At 68.3% G+C, this 16555-nt stretch carries 16 protein-coding genes; 12 read left to right on the top strand and 4 right to left on the bottom strand.

Going from position 1 to position 16555, the window contains the following annotated elements; all coding sequences use genetic code 11:
* Positions 1-47 precede the first annotated feature (47 nt).
* The 4 genes from AT701_RS28550 (at position 48) to AT701_RS28535 (ending at position 3544) form a co-directional block, all read left to right on the top strand.
* Entirely contained in the window at positions 48-593 is a 546-nt protein-coding gene (locus AT701_RS28550) for a TetR/AcrR family transcriptional regulator (protein WP_011730835.1), read from the top strand.
* Between the two features lie 19 nt (positions 594-612).
* A complete protein-coding gene (locus AT701_RS28545; protein WP_011730834.1) occupies positions 613-1098 on the top strand; it encodes a glutathione peroxidase in 486 nt (161 codons plus the stop codon).
* Positions 1099-1162: 64 nt separating this feature from the next.
* Positions 1163-1879 carry a DUF2334 domain-containing protein gene (locus tag AT701_RS28540; protein ID WP_058127046.1) on the top strand — a complete coding sequence of 239 codons (717 nt, stop codon included), beginning with the start codon at positions 1163-1165 and terminating at the stop codon, positions 1877-1879.
* 21 nt (positions 1880-1900) lie between these two features.
* Entirely contained in the window at positions 1901-3544 is a 1644-nt protein-coding gene (locus AT701_RS28535; RefSeq protein WP_058127045.1) for an FAD-binding dehydrogenase, read from the top strand.
* 12 nt (positions 3545-3556) lie between these two features.
* On the opposite strand, the gene AT701_RS28530 is transcribed toward AT701_RS28535, so the two are convergent.
* Positions 3557-4195, bottom strand: coding sequence for an MBL fold metallo-hydrolase (locus AT701_RS28530; protein WP_003897237.1), 639 nt, complete (start codon positions 4193-4195; stop codon positions 3557-3559).
* A 31-nt stretch (positions 4196-4226) separates the two neighbouring features.
* On the opposite strand from AT701_RS28530, the gene AT701_RS28525 reads away from it, so the two are divergent.
* The 3 genes from AT701_RS28525 to purQ are packed head-to-tail and all read left to right on the top strand — an operon-like array spanning position 4227 to position 5816.
* Positions 4227-4895, top strand: a complete 669-nt coding sequence (locus tag AT701_RS28525; protein WP_058127044.1) for a hypothetical protein — start codon at positions 4227-4229, stop codon at positions 4893-4895.
* Positions 4896-4905: 10 nt separating this feature from the next.
* The gene (purS, locus tag AT701_RS28520; protein ID WP_014878466.1) at positions 4906-5145 is read left to right on the top strand and encodes a phosphoribosylformylglycinamidine synthase subunit PurS; all 240 of its coding nucleotides are present in this window, start codon (positions 4906-4908) and stop codon (positions 5143-5145) included.
* Positions 5142-5816, top strand: coding sequence for a phosphoribosylformylglycinamidine synthase subunit PurQ (purQ, locus tag AT701_RS28515; protein WP_011730830.1), 675 nt, complete (start codon positions 5142-5144; stop codon positions 5814-5816). The genes purS and purQ overlap by 4 nt, the downstream gene beginning before the upstream one ends.
* 135 nt (positions 5817-5951) lie before the next feature.
* Here the strand turns inward: purQ and AT701_RS28510 are convergent, their stop codons facing one another.
* The gene (locus AT701_RS28510) at positions 5952-6749 is read right to left on the bottom strand and encodes a family 1 encapsulin nanocompartment shell protein (protein ID WP_003897233.1); all 798 of its coding nucleotides are present in this window, start codon (positions 6747-6749) and stop codon (positions 5952-5954) included.
* Positions 6749-7780 carry a Dyp-type peroxidase gene (locus tag AT701_RS28505; protein WP_058127043.1) on the bottom strand — a complete coding sequence of 344 codons (1032 nt, stop codon included), beginning with the start codon at positions 7778-7780 and terminating at the stop codon, positions 6749-6751. Before AT701_RS28505 ends, AT701_RS28510 begins: the two co-directional genes overlap by 1 nt.
* Positions 7781-7829: 49 nt before the next feature.
* Between AT701_RS28505 and AT701_RS28500 the strand changes: the two genes are divergently transcribed.
* Complete coding sequence (locus AT701_RS28500; protein WP_058127042.1) at positions 7830-9095, top strand: M18 family aminopeptidase; 1266 nt, start codon at positions 7830-7832, stop codon at positions 9093-9095.
* A 15-nt stretch (positions 9096-9110) separates the two neighbouring features.
* On the top strand, positions 9111-9461 hold the full coding sequence (locus tag AT701_RS28495) for a VOC family protein (RefSeq protein WP_011730827.1): 351 nt from the start codon (positions 9111-9113) through the stop codon (positions 9459-9461).
* A 10-nt stretch (positions 9462-9471) separates the two neighbouring features.
* Here the strand turns inward: AT701_RS28495 and AT701_RS28490 are convergent, their stop codons facing one another.
* Complete coding sequence (locus AT701_RS28490; RefSeq protein WP_058127041.1) at positions 9472-11262, bottom strand: thiamine pyrophosphate-requiring protein; 1791 nt, start codon at positions 11260-11262, stop codon at positions 9472-9474.
* A gap of 61 nt (positions 11263-11323) precedes the next feature.
* Between AT701_RS28490 and AT701_RS34430 the strand changes: the two genes are divergently transcribed.
* Genes AT701_RS34430 through AT701_RS28475 form a run of 3 tightly spaced genes read left to right on the top strand, consistent with a single transcriptional unit; the run spans position 11324 to position 16553 of the window.
* Entirely contained in the window at positions 11324-12532 is a 1209-nt protein-coding gene (locus tag AT701_RS34430) for a cation:proton antiporter domain-containing protein (RefSeq protein ID WP_011730825.1), read from the top strand.
* Positions 12529-14826: a phosphoribosylformylglycinamidine synthase subunit PurL gene (purL, locus tag AT701_RS28480; RefSeq protein ID WP_058127040.1), complete on the top strand. Its 2298-nt coding sequence runs from the start codon at positions 12529-12531 to the stop codon at positions 14824-14826. The genes AT701_RS34430 and purL overlap by 4 nt, the downstream gene beginning before the upstream one ends.
* Entirely contained in the window at positions 14823-16553 is a 1731-nt protein-coding gene (locus AT701_RS28475; RefSeq protein ID WP_058127039.1) for an alpha/beta hydrolase, read from the top strand. The genes purL and AT701_RS28475 overlap by 4 nt, the downstream gene beginning before the upstream one ends.
* Positions 16554-16555 lie beyond the last annotated feature (2 nt).

The raw sequence follows: 16555 nt of genomic DNA, 5'->3' as shown, positions 1-16555 counted from the left end.
CGCGTCGATTTAGGCACTGTCAAGATTGGTTCGATAGGATCGTCGGTATGGCGTACCACCATGGCGACCTCAAGGCTGTGATCCTGCAGCACGCGGCGACGCTGGTGGCCGAGCGCGGAGCGGACGGCATCTCGCTGCGCGAACTCGCGCGCACCGCGGGGGTCTCTCACGCCGCGCCGGCGCACCATTTCACCGACCGGCGCGGCCTGTTCACCGCGCTGGCCACCGAGGGGTACCAACTGCTGGCCGACGCGCTGAAAGACGTGCGCGGGCAGTTCATCGACGCCGCCAAGGCGTATGTGCGCTTCGCGCTCGATCATCCGGGCCACTACGCGGTCATGTTCGACAAGTCGCTGTACGACGACACCGACCCGGGTCTCGTCGCGGCCGCCTCGGCGGCGGGTGCCGAGCTCAACCGCGGGGTCGGCACCCTCGACGACCCCAAGGCCAAGGACGATCCGGCTGGGGCTGCGCTCGCGGCATGGTCGATGGTGCACGGTTTTTCGCTGCTGTGGCTCAACGACGCGATCGACACCGACCGTGACCCGATCGCCACGGTCGAGCGTCTGGGAGCCATCCTGTTCGACGGCTGACTCCGGTAGCGTCGCACCGGTGAGCCTCAAGAACATCAACTTGACCACCCTCGACGGCAAGCAGACCACGCTCGGCGAGTTGGCCCCCGGGGCCGCACTCGTCGTCAACGTCGCCTCGAAATGCGGTCTGACACCGCAATACAGCGCACTGGAGAAACTCGCGCAGGAATACGGTGACCGCGGCCTCACGGTGATCGGTGTGCCCTGTAACCAATTCATGGGACAGGAACCGGGCACGGCCGAGGAAATTCAGACGTTCTGTTCGACCACCTACGGCGTGACGTTCCCGTTGCTGGCCAAGACCGACGTCAACGGCGCAGAGCGCCACCCGCTGTACGCCGCACTGACCGAGACCCCCGACGCCGGTGGCGAGGCGGGCGACATCCAGTGGAACTTCGAGAAGTTCCTGCTGGCCGCCGATGGCACCGTCGTCAACCGGTTCCGGCCCCGCACAGAACCGGACGCGCCTGAGGTGATCGAGGCGATCGAGAAGGTCGTTTCGTAAACCGGACACCCGCAGTGCGGGTGCCGGCAACCATCGCGACACCTGGGGACGCCACACTCGCGTCGTGACCGGACAACTCATCGTCTCGATCTCCCAGATCAGCCACCGCACCCTGGACGAGGTCGCGACGTTCTGCGCCGAACTCGATGCCCGCGGTGTGCCCGCGTCACTGCTGGTGGTGCCGCGGCTCAAGGGTGGCTACCGGCTCGAGAGCGATGCCCAGACCGTCGGGTGGCTCACCGCGCGGCGCGCGTCCGGCGACGCCGTGGTGCTGCACGGTTACGACGAGGCCACGACGAAGAAACGCCGCGGTGAGTTCGCCGCGCTGCCCGCGCACGAGGCCAACCTGCGGTTGCTCGGCGCCGACCGGATCCTCGAACACCTGGGCCTGCGCACCAGGCTGTTCGCGGCCCCCGGTTGGAACGTCTCACCGGGAACGGTGACGGCGCTGCCGCGCAACGGCTTTCGATTGGTGGCCGACCTGCACGGGATCACCGACCTGGTCCGCCGGACCACCACCCGCGCCCGCGTCGTCGGAATCGGGGAAGGTTTCCTCACCGAACCGTGGTGGTGCCGCACGCTGGTGCTGACCGCCGAGCGCACCGCGCGCCGCGGCGGGGTGGTGCGAGTCGCGGTTGCCGCGCGGCACCTGCGGGCGCCGGGACCGCGCCAGGCCATGCTCGACGCGGTCGATCTGGCTTTGCTGCACGGATGCGTGCCCACGGTGTATCGATGGCAGCCCGAATCTGCTTCGCCCTCTGTACTGAACAAGGCCGCCTGACTCGCGCTATGGTGACGTCTCATGGCAGACGCCGACGTCATCGTCGTGGGGGCAGGTCTGGCCGGACTGGTCGCCGCATGCGAGCTCGTCGAACGCGGGCACAGCGTGATCATCGTCGACCAGGAGAACGCGGCCAACATCGGTGGCCAGGCCTTCTGGTCGTTCGGGGGCCTGTTCTTCGTCAACAGTCCCGAGCAGCGCAGGCTCGGGATCCGCGACAGCCAGGAACTCGCCCTGCAGGACTGGCTGGGCACCGCGGGCTTCGACCGGCCCGAGGACCACTGGCCGCGTGAGTGGGCCCATGCCTACGTCGACTTCGCGGCGGGGGAGAAGCGCAGCTGGTTGCGGGCGCGTGGGCTGCAGACCTTCCCGCTGGTCGGCTGGGCCGAGCGCGGCGGGTACGACGCGCTGGGGCACGGCAATTCGGTGCCACGGTTCCACATCACGTGGGGCACCGGTCCGGCGCTCGTCGAAATCTTCGCGCGGCGCATCCGCGACAGCGTGCGGGTGCGGTTCGCCCACCGGCACCGGGTCGACGAACTCATCGTCAACGAGGGCCTGGTGGCCGGGGTGCGCGGCTCGATCCTGGAGCCCAGCAACGCCCCGCGCGGTGTCGCGTCGTCGCGGAAAGTGGTCGGCGACTTCGAATTCCGAGCCTCCGCGGTGATCGTCGCGAGCGGCGGCATAGGTGGCAACCTGGAACTGGTGCGCAAGAACTGGCCGGCGCGGCTTGGCCGGGTGCCCGATCAGTTGATCAGCGGCGTGCCCGCGCACGTCGACGGCCGCATGATCGGCATCGCCGAATCGGCGGGCGCCCACGTGATCAACAACGACCGCATGTGGCACTACACCGAAGGCATCACCAACTACGACCCCGTGTGGCCCAACCATGGCATCCGGATCCTGCCCGGTCCGTCGTCACTGTGGTTGGACGCCAACGGCGATCGGCTCCCTGTCCCGCTGTATCCCGGATACGACACGCTCGGCACGTTGGAGCACATCTGCCGCAGCGGGCAGGACTACACGTGGTTCATCCTCAACGCGCGCATCATCGCCAAGGAGTTTGCGCTGTCGGGCCAGGAGCAGAACCCGGATCTCACATCACGCAACGTGCGCGACCTCCTCTCGCGCGTCAAGCCCGGTGCGCCGGCGCCCGTGCAGGCGTTCGTCGACCACGGCGTCGACTTCGTGAGCGCCACCTCGCTGCGGGATCTGGTGGCAGGCATGAACGATCTGCCCGACGTCGTACCGCTGGACTACGCCAAGGTGGCGGCCGAGGTCACCGCGCGCGACCGTGAGGTGGCCAACCGCTTCACCAAGGACGGCCAGATCACCGCGATCCGCGCCGCGCGCAACTACCTGGGCGACCGGTTCACGCGCGTCGTCGCACCGCACCGCCTCACCGATCCCAAGGCGGGTCCGCTGATCGCGGTGAAACTGCACATCCTCACGCGAAAGACGCTGGGGGGACTGGAAACCGACCTGGACTCGCGCGTCCTCAAAGAGGACGGCACCACGTTCGGCGGGTTGTACGCGGCCGGTGAGGCCGCGGGATTCGGCGGCGGCGGCGTGCACGGCTACCGGTCGCTGGAGGGGACGTTCCTCGGCGGCTGCATCTTCTCCGGGCGTGCCGCCGGCCGCGGTGCGGCCGCCGACATCGCCTGAAATACCGTCGACTCAGACCTCGGTGCCGTTCTCCTCCTGCAGCACCTGGAAATCCGTCGACGTCATCTCCGACAGGCGCCCGTAGAAGACGCCGCGCGCGTCCGGGGCGATGATGCCCTGATGGATCGGCACCGCGGCGCGCGGTGCGACGGCACGCAGATAGTCCACGGCCTCAGACACTTTCATCCACGGCGCGGCCGCAGGCGTCGCGAGCACGTCGACCGGTTCGCCTGGGACGAACAATGCATCACCCGGATGCATGAACCGGGCCGGATGCTCGTCGTCACCGAGCAGGTACGAGATGTTGTCGATGACAGGGATTTCCGGGTGGATGACGGCGTGCTTGCCGCCGACACCGCGGACGTTGATCGAGCCGATGGTGAACTCGTCACCGACGTGCACTGCGGTCCACGGCTCACCGAGTTGCGCCGCCGTCTGCGGATCGGCGTACAGCTTCGCCTGCGGGTTCGCGTCGAGCAGCGCGGGCAGACGCGTCGTGTCGGCGTGATCGGGGTGCTGATGGGTGATCAGGATCGCCGACAGCCCGGTGATGCCCTCGAAACCGTGCGAGAAGTTGCCGGGGTCGAACAACACCGTCGTATCGGAAATGGTGGCCAAAAGGCACGAATGTCCGAAATGGGTCAGTTGCATCTCTATATTGTTGCCCTCGGTGGGAGGATTCATGCGGTTGATCTGGGCAACGTTGCTCGCCGCGGCGGGGCTGGCGGCCACGACACTGGTTGCTGTGCCGGCCGGGGCCGCGCCCATGAACTGCCCGCCGATGTGCGACCGCATCCCGGATTCGGCGTGGATCGCCGCCACCGAGATCCCGCTGTACCGCGAGTACCGCTGGCCCCGGTTGGCGGGTCTGGCCGTGACGACGGTGTCGCCGCGGTTCCGGTTCGAACAGGAGTGCGCGCTGCCGCTGCTGCCCGACGATCCGCGGCACTATGCGGTGAGCGCGCGGGCCGAGGTGGACCGGCCGGTGGGGCAGTGGCAGCTCTCCGCGCAGATCATCCACTGGCGTGGTGAGACCTGGCGGGGCGGGCAGCTCGCGATGGAGGCCGTGACCGCGTCGGCCGCCGCGATCCGGGCGTGTCAGCTGGTGGCGCCCGACAGCTCACCGTCACTCACCACCGACGAGCCGGGCCGGCTGGCCGCGGTGATCGCGTTCGGCGACCGGGTTCTGCGCCAGTATTTGCTCGCCGACCCCAACAACAGCACCGTCGTGGAGCTCGCGCTGTGGTCGACGACCCCGCCGCAGGTGCCGTGGCCGTCGGTGGCCGATAGCCAGGTGCTCGACGCGATGGCCGCACCACTGTGTGACGCCTACCTGGGATCGTGCCGGTAGAGTGAACGCCGTGGCAAAGGTGGTTGTGCACGTCATGCCCAAGGCTGAGATCCTCGACCCGCAAGGTCAGGCCATCGTGGGAGCGCTTGGCCGACTCGGGCACAAAGGCATATCAGACGTTCGGCAGGGCAAGCGTTTTGAGCTTGAGGTCGATGATTCCGTGACCGACGAAACCCTCAACGAGATCGCGGAATCGCTCCTGGCGAACACCGTCATCGAGGACTTCACTGTGAGCCGGGAGGACGCATGACCACTCGTGTGGGCGTGATCACGTTCCCCGGCACGCTGGACGACATCGACGCGGCCCGCGCGGTCCGTCTGGCGGGTGCTGAGGCCGTGAGCCTGTGGCACGCCGACGCGGATCTGCACGGCGTCGACGCGGTCGTGGTGCCCGGCGGTTTCTCCTACGGGGACTACCTGCGGTGCGGCGCCATCGCGAAGTTCGCGCCCGTGATGGGCTCGGTGGTCGAGGCCGCCAACAAGGGCATGCCCGTGCTCGGCATCTGCAACGGCTTCCAGGTGCTGTGCGAGGCCGGCCTGCTGCCCGGCGCGCTGACCCGCAACGCGGGTCTGCACTTCGTCTGCCGCGACGTGTGGCTCGAAGTGGCGTCCAACACCTCGGCGTGGACCACGCGCTACGAGACCGGTGCCGACCTGCTGATCCCGCTGAAGTCCGGCGAGGGGCGCTACGTGGCGTCCGAGTCCGTGCTCGACGAACTCGAGGGCGAGGACCGCGTGGTCTTCCGCTATCGCGAGAACCTCAACGGGTCGATGCGCGACATCGCGGGCATCTGCTCGGAGAATCGCCGCGTCGTCGGCCTCATGCCGCATCCCGAACACGCCACCGAGGCGTTGACCGGACCGTCCGACGACGGACTGGGCCTGTTCTACTCCGCGCTCGACGCCATCCTGTCGGTCTGATTTCGCTTCTGAGTCCGCCGAGCTGAGCACTCTGCGCACTCTCGCCATCCACGAGCGTGCGCCGACTGCTGCTGATTCGCGGTGTGCCGGGCGGCAGACACGCACGCTCGCGGTGCGGGGTGACCCGCTACGGGGTCAGGGGGTCAGCGCGACAGAGGCCTCAGCGGTGTAGCACAGGAACGTCATGGTCTCCTCCATGTAGAGGTGGACCACCTCGGCGTCATGGGACAGGTAGCCGATGGACACGTCGGTGCCGAGCTGCAGGTCGAAATCACCGCCGCGCGTTGACAACACGAACGCACCGTCGATCGCGGGCGCCCAGATGATCTCACCGTCGACGAGGCGGTTGATGTGCTCGCGGATCGGATATCCGTGTGCGGTGGTCTCGCTGACCTTGGTGTAGGTCTCGGCCGAGAGCAGCACCGAGTAGGGCCCGTCGACACCGGCCAGACGCAGCTCGGAGAGGGCCTGGGCGATCACGTCGGGGATCTCGCGGGCGTCGTCGGGCAGTGCGAGCGCGGGGTTGGAGCTGGAACTGCGGATGCCCTCGATCGACGCGGCGGCATAGCCCTCGAAGATCGCGCGGTCCTCGACGAACGCGAGCTTCTTGGCGGCGTCCTTGACCGGATCCCAGTCGGAGTCCTGCGAGCCGCGCTCGACGTCGTCGATGTCCCTGCGCGCCACCGTGAACGGCACCCGCAGGCGCACGAGCGGTTTGGCATCGCGAAGATGCGCGATGACGCCGTCGCCGGGCGGGCTCACGTCGAGCAGATGACCCGTGCTGACGCTCGCGGTCGTCGGACCGTTGGGCCCGCTGACGTCGACCACCCGGCGTCCGGCGATGTGACGCTTGAACGTGCGGGTCGCCTCCAGTTCGATCTCGGCCCAAGCGGATTCGGTGATCGGGGCGAGGTCGCGATAGAGGTTGTTCATCAGCGGGTTCCTTTCAGGCTGCCGATTCCGAGTGAGCCGTCGGTGTGGACCGGGTCGGCCGAAGGCGCCGAAGCCGGTTCGGCACGGTCGTCCTCCGACGGAAGAGGTGGTGGGTCGTCGAGGAAGTCGACGGTGGGGGTGAAGAACAGCCCGCCGGTGATGGCGGTGGAGAAATCCAGGATGCGGTCGGTGTTGCCCGGCGGATCACCGATGAACATGTTGTCGAGCATGCGCTCGGTGACGCTGGGTGTGCGCGAGTAACCGATGTAGTACGTACCGAACTCGCCCTTGCCGATCTCGCCGAACGGCATGTTGTGCCGGATGATCTTGAGCTCGTTGCCGTCCTCGTCCTCGATGACGTTGAGCGCCACATGCGAATTGGCGGGTTTGACGTCGTCGTCCAACTCGATGTCGTCGAGCTTGGTGCGGCCGATCACGCGTTCCTGCTCCTCGACGGACAGCGAGTTCCAGGAAGCCATGTCGTGCAGGTACTTCTGCACGTGCACGTAGCAGCCGCCGGCGAAATCCGGGTCCTCGTCGCCGATCTGGGTCGCGACGACCGCGAGGTTGCCGTCCGGGTTCTCGGTGCCGTCGACGAACCCCATGAGGTCACGGTTGTCGAAGAACTTGAATCCGTGCGTCTCGTCGACGATCGTGATCGCCCCGGACATGGCCTCGACGAGCTTGGTCGCCAGTTCGAAACACACGTCCATGGACTCGGCGCGCAGGTGGAACAGCAGATCGCCCGGCGTCGCGGGCGCGTGGTGGCGTCCACCGTCGATCTCGCGGAACGGATGCAGTTCGGCCGGGCGTGGGCCGCTGAACAACCGGTCCCATGCATCGGATCCGATCGAGGTGATCGCCGAGAGTCGCTTGGCGGGGTCACGGAAGCCGATGGCGCGGACCAGACCCGAGATGTCGGGCAGCGCGTCGTGGACTGTCGCCTCCTGGCCTTGGTCGATGGTCGCAACCAGGAAGACGGCAGCCGGGGTCAGTGGGGCGAGAACCGGCTGAGGCTGTGGTGCGGGCACAAATGGACCCTAACGCGGCGCGGCGGGAAATCACGGCCAAGATAGAGATATGCCAGCCAGCCCCCACAGCTTGTGTGAGTTCATCGACGCGTCGCCGTCGCCGTTCCATGTGTGCGCCACCGCGGCCGCGCGGCTGCGCGACGCGGGCTACACCGAGCTTGCCGAAACGGACGCATGGCCCGCGTCGGGCAGGTTCTTCACCGTGCGGGCCGGATCGCTGGTGGCCTGGCGGACCGTCGAAGACACCGGCGCACCGTTCCGCATCGTCGGAGGTCACACCGACAGCCCCAACCTGCGGGTCAAGCAGCGTCCCGACCGCATGGTCGCAGGCTGGCAGGTGGTCGCGCTGCAGCCCTACGGCGGGGCCTGGCTGAACTCGTGGCTGGACCGCGACCTCGGGATCAGCGGCAGGCTGACGCTGCGCGACGAGAGCGCGGACGACGGCATCGCGCACCACCTGGTGCGGATAGACGATCCGATTCTGCGGGTGCCGCAGCTGGCCATCCATCTGTCCGATGACCGCAAGGGGGTCAGCCCGGATCCGCAGCGACACCTCAACGGTGTGTGGGGCCTGGGGGAGCGGCCCGGTGTGTTCATCGAGTTCGTCGCCGACCGCGCCGGTGTCGACGCCGCCGACGTACTCGGCTTCGACCTGATGACCCACGACCTCGCGCCCTCGGCGGTCACCGGCGCGGCCGGGGAGTTCGTCAGCGCACCGCGGCTCGACAACCAGGCCACGTGCTACGCGGGGCTGGAGGCGTTCCTCGCCGCAGAAGAGTCCGGGTACCTACCCGTGCTGGCGCTGTTCGACCACGAGGAGGTCGGCTCGCAGTCCGATCACGGTGCGCAGTCCGAACTGTTGCCCACTGTGCTTGAGCGCATCGCGCTCGCCGCCGGACAGAGCCGCGAGGACTTCCTGCGCCGCGTGGCCGGTTCGATGGTCGCCTCGGGCGACATGGCGCACGCGACACACCCCAACTACCCGGAGCGCCACGAACCCGGCCACCTCATCGAGGTCAACGCCGGGCCCGTGCTGAAGGTGCAGCCCAACCTGCGCTACGCGACCGACGGGCGCACCGCGGCCGCGTTCGCGCTCGCATGCGATCAGGCCGGCGTGCCGCTGCAGCGTTATGAGCACCGCGCCGATCTGCCGTGCGGGTCGACGATCGGGCCGATGACCGCCGCGCGCACCGGAATCCCCACGGTCGACGTCGGCGCGGCGCAACTCGCGATGCACTCGGCGCGCGAGTTCATGGGCGCGCATGACGTCGCGGCGTACTCGGCGGCGCTGCAGGCGTTCTTGTCACCGGCGTGATCTAGGGTCACCGGCATGGGACTCTCCGTGGAAATGGTGACCGTGGACTGTGCCGATCCCGATGCGCTCGCGCAGTGGTGGTCGCAGGCCGTCGGCGGTGACGTGAACGTGCTGGCGCCGGGCGAGTTCTCGGTGCTCGTGCGCCCCGAGGGCGTGCGCCTGGGCTTCCAGAAGGTGCCCGATCCGACGCCGGGCAAGAATCGCCTGCACCTCGACCTGTCGGCCGCGGATGTCGAGGCCGAGGTGGCCCGGCTCGTGGGGCTGGGCGCGGAGGAGACCGGACGGCACAGCTACGGGCCGGAGTTCAGCTGGGTCGTGCTGGCCGATCCCGAGGGCAACGCGTTCTGCATCGGGGGCGGCGACTAGTCGGGTAGGACTACCGCCGGTTCGGAAGCAGTTCGGCCGCTTTGTTCTTCGCGATCTCGGCGAACAGGTGCCACCCGTTGGGGTCCTTCACGAACGCCTGCGCGGTGGCCTTCATCTGCTCGTAGGTGACGTGCGGCGGGATGGGCGGCACCTCGGGGTCGGTGTGGACGTCGAGCAACACGGGCTCGTCGGCCGACAGAGCGTCGTCCCACGCCGCGCCGATCTGCTCGGGATCGTCGACCGTGATGCACCGCAGCCCCATCACGCGTGCCACGTCGGCATAGGACACCTCGGGCAGGCTCTGCGAGCCCTCGAACTTGGGGGCACCACCCATCGCGCGCAGTTCCCACGTGACATGCGCGAGGTCGTTGTTGTGGAACACGCAGATCACCATTCGCGGATCGGCCCACAGGTGCGCGTACCGGCGGATGGTGAGCAGTTCGGCGAGGCCGTTCATCTGCATCGCACCGTCGCCCACCAACGCGATCACCGGGCGGTCGGGTTGCGCGAACTTCGCGCCGATCGCGTACGGCACGGCCGACCCCATCGTCGCCAACGTGCCCGACAGGGAACCACGGGTGGTGGACGTGAACTTCAGGCACCGCGCGTACCAGTTGGTCGACGAACCCGAATCGCCCGCGACCATGGCGTATTCGGGCAGCCGCGACGACAGTTCCCAGACCACCCGCATCGGGTTGACCGGATCGGCCTTGAGCATCGACTGACGCTCGACGGTCTCCCACCACTGCGCGACCCCCTTCTCGAGGGACTGCTGCCAGGACCGGTCGTCCTTGCGTTCGAGCAGCGGGACCAGTTGCGCGAGAGCGGTTTTCGCGTCCGCGACGATGTTGACCTCGGTGGGGTAGCGCATCCCGATGTTGGCGCCGTCGATGTCGATCTGCACCGCGCGGGCCTGCCCGTAGTCCGGCAGGAACTGGCTGTAGGGGAAGTTGGTGCCGACGATCAGCAGCGTGTCGCAGTCGCGCATCAGCTCATAGCTCGGCCGTGTGCCCAACAGACCGATCGAACCCGTGACGTACGGCAGGTCGTCGGGCAGCACGTCCTTGCCCAGCAGCGCCTTGGCGACACCCGCGCCGAGCAGATCGGTCACCTGCGTGACCTCGTCGGCGGCTCCGCGGGCGCCCTGCCCGATGAGGATCGCGACCTTCGAGCCCGCGTTGAGCACGTCGGCGGCGTCCTGCAGCGCCGCGGGATCCGGTGAGAGCACCGGTTCGGCGTCGTGCGGCGCGCTCGACGGCACCTGCTTGAACGCGTGTCCGGGCGGCTCGTACGGCTGCTCCTGCAGATCCGAGGGGATCACCACCGCGGTGGGCGCGCGGCGTGCGCGCGCGGTCCGGAACGCGCGGTCGAGCGCGTTGGGCAGCTGACCCGCGACGTTGACCTCCACCAGGTAGTCGCTGGCGACATCCGAGAACAGCGCCTGCAGATCCACTTCCTGCTGATAGCTGCCGCCCATCGCGCTGCGGGCCGTCTGGCCGACGATCGCCACGACCGGGGTGTGGTCGAGCTTGGCGTCGTAGAGGCCGTTGAGCAGATGGATGGCACCCGGACCCGACGTCGCGATGCACACGCCGACGTTGCCGGAGAACTTGGCGTAGCCCGTCGCGGCGAGCGCGGCCATCTCCTCGTGCCGGGTCTGCACGAAGCGCGGACCCGCTGACTCGTCCTTGCCGAACGCTGCGATCAGCCCGTTGATGCCGTCACCCGGATAGCCGAACACCTGCTCCACATTCCACTCGCGGAGACGTTGGAGAACATATTCGGCGACTGTCTGACTCATCTGGCGGTGGTACCCGCGTCGCCACCGGGGAAACCTGTGCGACGGCTGCAATGATTTCCTCGTGTTGCTGTCGCTGATCGCGATCTCCGTGGTGCTCGCCGTGTGGTCCCTGCTGTCGCGCGAGATGCAGCGCCTGCGGCTCACGGCGCCGATGGTGCTGGTGCTCACCGGCATGGCCATCAGTTTCACGATGAAGGACCACCTCGGCGTCACGCTGAACACCGACAGCGCCGAACATATCGCCGAACTCATCCTGGCGGTGCTGCTGTTCGTCGACGCGACCGACGTCCGAGGCGGCTTCCTCGGCGCCCAACCCAAGGCGGCGTTGCGGATGCTGTTCATCGCGATGCCGGTGGGGCTGGCGCTGTCGGTGCTGCTGGGGCTTTGGTTGCTGCCCGGGCTGCCGTGGGCGGTGCTGCTGGCCGTCGCGTGCATCGTGGTGCCGATCGACTTCGCACCCAACTCGGCGCTGCTGCGCGACACGCGGATCCCCGAACGCGTGCGCGGACTGCTCAACGTGGAGGCCGGCTACAACGACGGCATCGTGTCGCCGGTGTTCATCTTCGCGCTGGTGCTGGCTGCTGACAGCGAGCACGCGTCGACGCCCATGGAGGCGCTCGGCGCCGCGGTGCCCGAGGCCGTCAAGGCCCTGATCGCGGGCGTCGTGGTCGGCGCGGGTCTGGCGCTGGCCGCCAACGCCGCCGAGCGACGCGACTTCATGACCGCGCAGGCCAAGCGCATGATCCTGGTGGCCGCGCCGCTGCTGTCGTTCGGCGCGAGCCTCGCGATCGGCGGAAACGGCTTCGTCGCGGCGTTCGTGTGCGGCATCGCGTTCAACTACTTCCGCCGTTCGGAGCAGTTCCACACCGAACTCGAGCTCGTCGACGATGTGGGCTTCCTCATGACGGCGCTCATGTGGTTCGTGTTCGGGTTGACCGCGGTGCTCGCACTCGGCTCCGGCGTGCCGCTCGGGCTGGTGGCGTTCTGCCTGCTCGCGCTGACCGTCGTGCGCATCGTCCCGGTGCTGCTGGCGCTTCTCTTCTCGCCCGTGAGCTGGCCCGAACGCCTGCTGCTGGGCTGGCTCGGGCCCCGCGGCACCACGTCGATCGTGTTCGGTCTGCTGGCGTTCAACGCGCTCGACGGTGTGGCGGAGAGCACGGTCGCGATGGTTCTGGTGGTGTCGGTTCTGGGCAGCGTCGTGCTGCACGGCGTCGGCGCACCTGCGGCTGCCCGCGCCTACCAGAGGCAACAAACTAAACTGTCCTCGTGACGTCGGAGCTCACTCACCAGACAGATACCGTTGAGCGGGCAGCCGCCACCCCCGATCAGCCCCAGCCCTACCGCGAACTCGGTCTCAAGGACGACGAGTACCAGCGGATTCGCGACATCCTGGGCAGGCGCCCCACCGATGCGGAACTCGCGATGTACTCGGTGATGTGGAGTGAGCACTGCTCCTACAAGTCCTCCAAGGTGCACCTGCGCTACTTCGGGGAGACCACCACCGAGAAGATGCGCGCGGGCATGCTCGCCGGTATCGGCGAGAACGCAGGCGTCGTCGACATCGGCGACGGCTGGGCCGTCACCTTCAAGGTCGAATCGCACAACCACCCGTCCTACGTCGAGCCCTACCAGGGTGCGGCCACCGGCGTCGGCGGCATCGTCCGCGACATCATGGCGATGGGCGCCCGACCGGTCGCGGTGATGGACCAGCTGCGGTTCGGTCCGGCCGACGCCCCCGACACCCGGCGTGTGCTCGACGGCGTGGTGCGCGGTGTCGGCGGCTACGGCAACTCCCTGGGCCTGCCGAACATCGGTGGCGAGACCGTGTTCGACGCGTCGTACGCGGGCAACCCCCTGGTCAACGCGCTGTGCGTGGGCGCGCTGCGCAAGGAGGACCTGCATCTGGCGTTCGCGTCCGGAACCGGTAACAAGATCATCCTGTTCGGTGCGCGCACGGGTCTCGACGGCATCGGCGGTGTGTCGGTGCTGGCGTCGGAGACCTTCGGCGGCGACGAGGGTTCCGGCCCCGGCCGCAAGAAGCTGCCCTCGGTGCAGGTCGGCGACCCCTTCATGGAGAAGGTGCTCATCGAGTGCTGCCTCGAGCTGTACTCGGCCGGCCTGGTGGTGGGCATCCAGGACCTCGGCGGCGCCGGATTGTCCTGTGCCACCTCGGAACTCGCATCCGCCGGTGACGGCGGCATGCACATCGAGCTGGACAAGGTGCCGCTGCGCGCGGCCAACATGACCCCGGCCGAGGTGCTGTCGAGCGAGTCCCAGGAACGTATGTGCGCGGTGGTGACGCCGGAGAACGTCGACGCGTTCCTCGCGGTGTGCCGCAAGTGGGAGGTGCTGGCCACCGTCATCGGCGAGGTCACCGACGGCGACCACTTGCAGATCACGTGGCACGGCGAGACCGTCGTCGACGTGCCGCCGCGCACCGTGGCGCACGAGGGCCCGGTGTACGAGCGGCCGGTCGAGCGGCCCGAGAGCCAGGACGCGCTGATCGCCGACACCTCGGCGAAGCTGCCGCGCCCCTCCACCGGCGACGAACTCAAGGAGACGCTGCTCACGCTGCTGGGCAGCCCGCACCTGTGCAGCCGCGCGTTCATCACCGAGCAGTACGACCGCTACGTGCGCGGCAACACCGTGCTGGCCGAACACGCCGACGGCGGTGTGCTGCGCATCGACGAGAACACGGGCCGCGGTATCGCGGTGTCCACCGACGCGTCGGGTCGCTACACGCAGCTCGACCCGTACACCGGCGCCCAGCTTGCGCTGGCCGAGGCCTACCGCAACGTCGCGGTCACCGGCGCCACCCCGGTCGCGGTGACCAACTGCCTCAACTTCGGCTCGCCCGAGGATCCCGGTGTGATGTGGCAGTTCAGCCAGGCCGTGCGCGGGCTGGCCGACGGCTGTGCCGCGCTTGGCATCCCGGTCACCGGCGGCAACGTCAGCTTCTACAACCAGACCGGCAGCACCCCGATCCTGCCGACCCCCGTGGTCGGCGTGCTCGGTGTGATCGACGACGTGAAGCGCCGGATCCCCACGGGGCTGGGCACCGAACCCGGCGAGACGCTGCTGCTGCTCGGCGACACCCACGACGAGTTCGACGGGTCCATCTGGGCGCAGGTCACCGCCGACCACCTCGGTGGCGTACCGCCCAAGGTGGACCTGGACCGCGAGAAGCTGCTGGCCGAGGTGCTCACCGCGGCCTCGCGCGACGGCCTGATCTCCGCGGCGCACGACCTGTCCGAGGGCGGGCTGATCCAGGCTGTCGTGGAATCCGCGCTCGCGGGTGAAACCGGGTGCCGGATCATCATTCCCGAAGGGGCCGACCCCTTCGTCTTCCTGTTCTCCGAGTCGTCGGGTCGCGTGCTGGTGGCGGTGCCGCGCACCGAGGAGAGCCGTTTCCGGTCGATGTGCGAGGCCAGGGGACTTCCCGTCACCCGCGTCGGCGTCGTCGATCAGGGAAGCGATTCGGTCGAGGTCCAGGACCAGTTCAGCGTTGCGCTGTCCGAGCTGCGGAGCACGTCGGAGGGCGTGCTGCCCAGGCTGTTCGGGTGATCGAGGAGAACTCACACACCCTTCGTCATCCTCTGCTGCGCTGGGCCTGGAGCCTGCTGCGGCTGGACTTCGCGGGCGTCGCCGTCGGCGCGCTGTTTTTCTGCCTTTCGCTGACGCCGTCGCTGCTGCCGCGTGACTGGTTGTTCGCCGGTCTGATCGGCGGTGTCAACGCCGCGATCGGCTACGGCCTTGGCGTGGTGCTCGGGAAGGCGATGTACCGCTTCGCGCTTCGCAACCGCACGTGGTGGCCCCCGCCCAACTGGGTGCTGCTGTGGGCCAAGACGTTGATCGTCGGTGGTTCCATCGCGTCGTGTGTGCTGATGCTGATCCCCGCCGCGGCCTGGCAGCGTCAGGTCTCGGCGCTCATGGGCATGGAAGGCCCTGCGACACCGGGATACCTGCGCACCGCGGTTCTCGCGGCCGCCGTCGCGGGCGCGCTGATCGCGACGGCGCGGGTGCTGCGTGATGCTGTGCGCCAGGTCGCGAAGGTGCTGATCCGCCGACTGCATCTGCACCGCGAGGTCGCGCAGTTCATCGGCACCGTGGTCGTGGTGGTGCTGGTGGTGACCCTGGTCAACGGCGTGCTGTACCGGGGATTCCTGCTGGGCGCCAGCAATGTGTTCCGGCCGCAGAACTCGACCACCCGAGAAGGTGTGAGTCAGCCGACCGAGCCCGAAAGATCCGGTAGCCCGGAATCTTTCGCGCCGTGGGACACACTCGGATACCAGGGTCGCAACTTCGTCGCGACCGGACCCCGTGCGGGTGAACTCGAAGAGGTCAACGGGCGGCCGGCCCGCGAACCGATCCGCGTCTACGTGGGGCTGCAGAGCGCCGATACCGAGGAACAGCGGATCTCGTTGCTGCTCAGTGAACTTGAGCGCACCCATGCGTTCGACCGGGAAGTGCTGGTGATCGTGCCGACCACGGGAACCGGATGGGTCAACCCCGTGGCCGCGCGTGCGATCGAGCTGATGTACAACGGTGACACCGCGACGGTGGGCATGCAGTATTCGTATCTGCCGAGCTGGATCTCGTTTCTGGGCGACCGCGAGATATCCATGCACACCGGGCGCCTGATGATCGACGCGATCCAGTCCCGTTGGGAGGCACTACCTCCCGACCGCAGGCCCGAACTCGTGCTCTACGGAGAGAGCCTGGGCTCGATGGCGGGCCAGGGTGCGTTCTCCTGGCTGCCCGACATCGCGCGCAAGGGGTTCTCCTCGGTGCTGTGGGTCGGGCCGCCCAACGCGAGCCCGCTGTGGCACGGGCTGACAGTGCGCCGCGACCCGGGCACACCCGAGGTGCGTCCGCGCTACGACAACGGCCGCACCGTCCGGTTCTCCGAGGCCGCCGACCCCGCCCAGATCGCAAGGGACACCGCCGAACCGTGGGAGGGCACCCGCGTACTGTTCCTGCAGCACCCCTCCGACCCGATCGTGTGGTGGTCGACAGATCTGCTGTTCTCCCGGCCCGACTGGCTCGTGGAACCGCCCGGTGGCGACCGCACCGCGTCCATGCGGTGGTATCCCATCATCACGTTCTGGCAGGTGGCCGCCGACATGACCAACGCGTCGAGCGTGCCCGCGGGCCACGGCCACAACTACGGCGAATCGGTGCTCGACGGCTGGGCCGCCGTGGCGCCGCCGGACGGTTGGACACCTGAGGACACCGAACGCATCCGTATGGCGCTGCAGAAGACTGCCGCCAACGACGGACCCGAATACTGATG

The sequence above is a fragment of the Mycolicibacterium smegmatis genome, assembly GCF_001457595.1.
Taxonomy (GTDB): Bacteria; Actinomycetota; Actinomycetes; order Mycobacteriales; family Mycobacteriaceae; genus Mycobacterium; species Mycobacterium smegmatis.
Note: the sequence above shows the minus strand (reverse complement) of the source record. Positions and strands in the feature narration are given on the sequence as shown.

Coding starts and splice junctions, on each gene's coding strand:
- AT701_RS28550 (WP_011730835.1), top strand. CDS start 48: ATGGCGTACCACCATGGCGACCTCAAGGCTGTGATCCTGCAGCACGCG.
- AT701_RS28535 (WP_058127045.1), top strand. CDS start 1,901: ATGGCAGACGCCGACGTCATCGTCGTGGGGGCAGGTCTGGCCGGACTG.
- AT701_RS28530 (WP_003897237.1), bottom strand. CDS start 4,195: ATGCAACTGACCCATTTCGGACATTCGTGCCTTTTGGCCACCATTTCC.
- AT701_RS28525 (WP_058127044.1), top strand. CDS start 4,227: ATGCGGTTGATCTGGGCAACGTTGCTCGCCGCGGCGGGGCTGGCGGCC.
- purQ (WP_011730830.1), top strand. CDS start 5,142: ATGACCACTCGTGTGGGCGTGATCACGTTCCCCGGCACGCTGGACGAC.
- AT701_RS28510 (WP_003897233.1), bottom strand. CDS start 6,749: ATGAACAACCTCTATCGCGACCTCGCCCCGATCACCGAATCCGCTTGG.
- AT701_RS28500 (WP_058127042.1), top strand. CDS start 7,830: ATGCCAGCCAGCCCCCACAGCTTGTGTGAGTTCATCGACGCGTCGCCG.
- AT701_RS28495 (WP_011730827.1), top strand. CDS start 9,111: ATGGGACTCTCCGTGGAAATGGTGACCGTGGACTGTGCCGATCCCGAT.
- AT701_RS28490 (WP_058127041.1), bottom strand. CDS start 11,262: ATGAGTCAGACAGTCGCCGAATATGTTCTCCAACGTCTCCGCGAGTGG.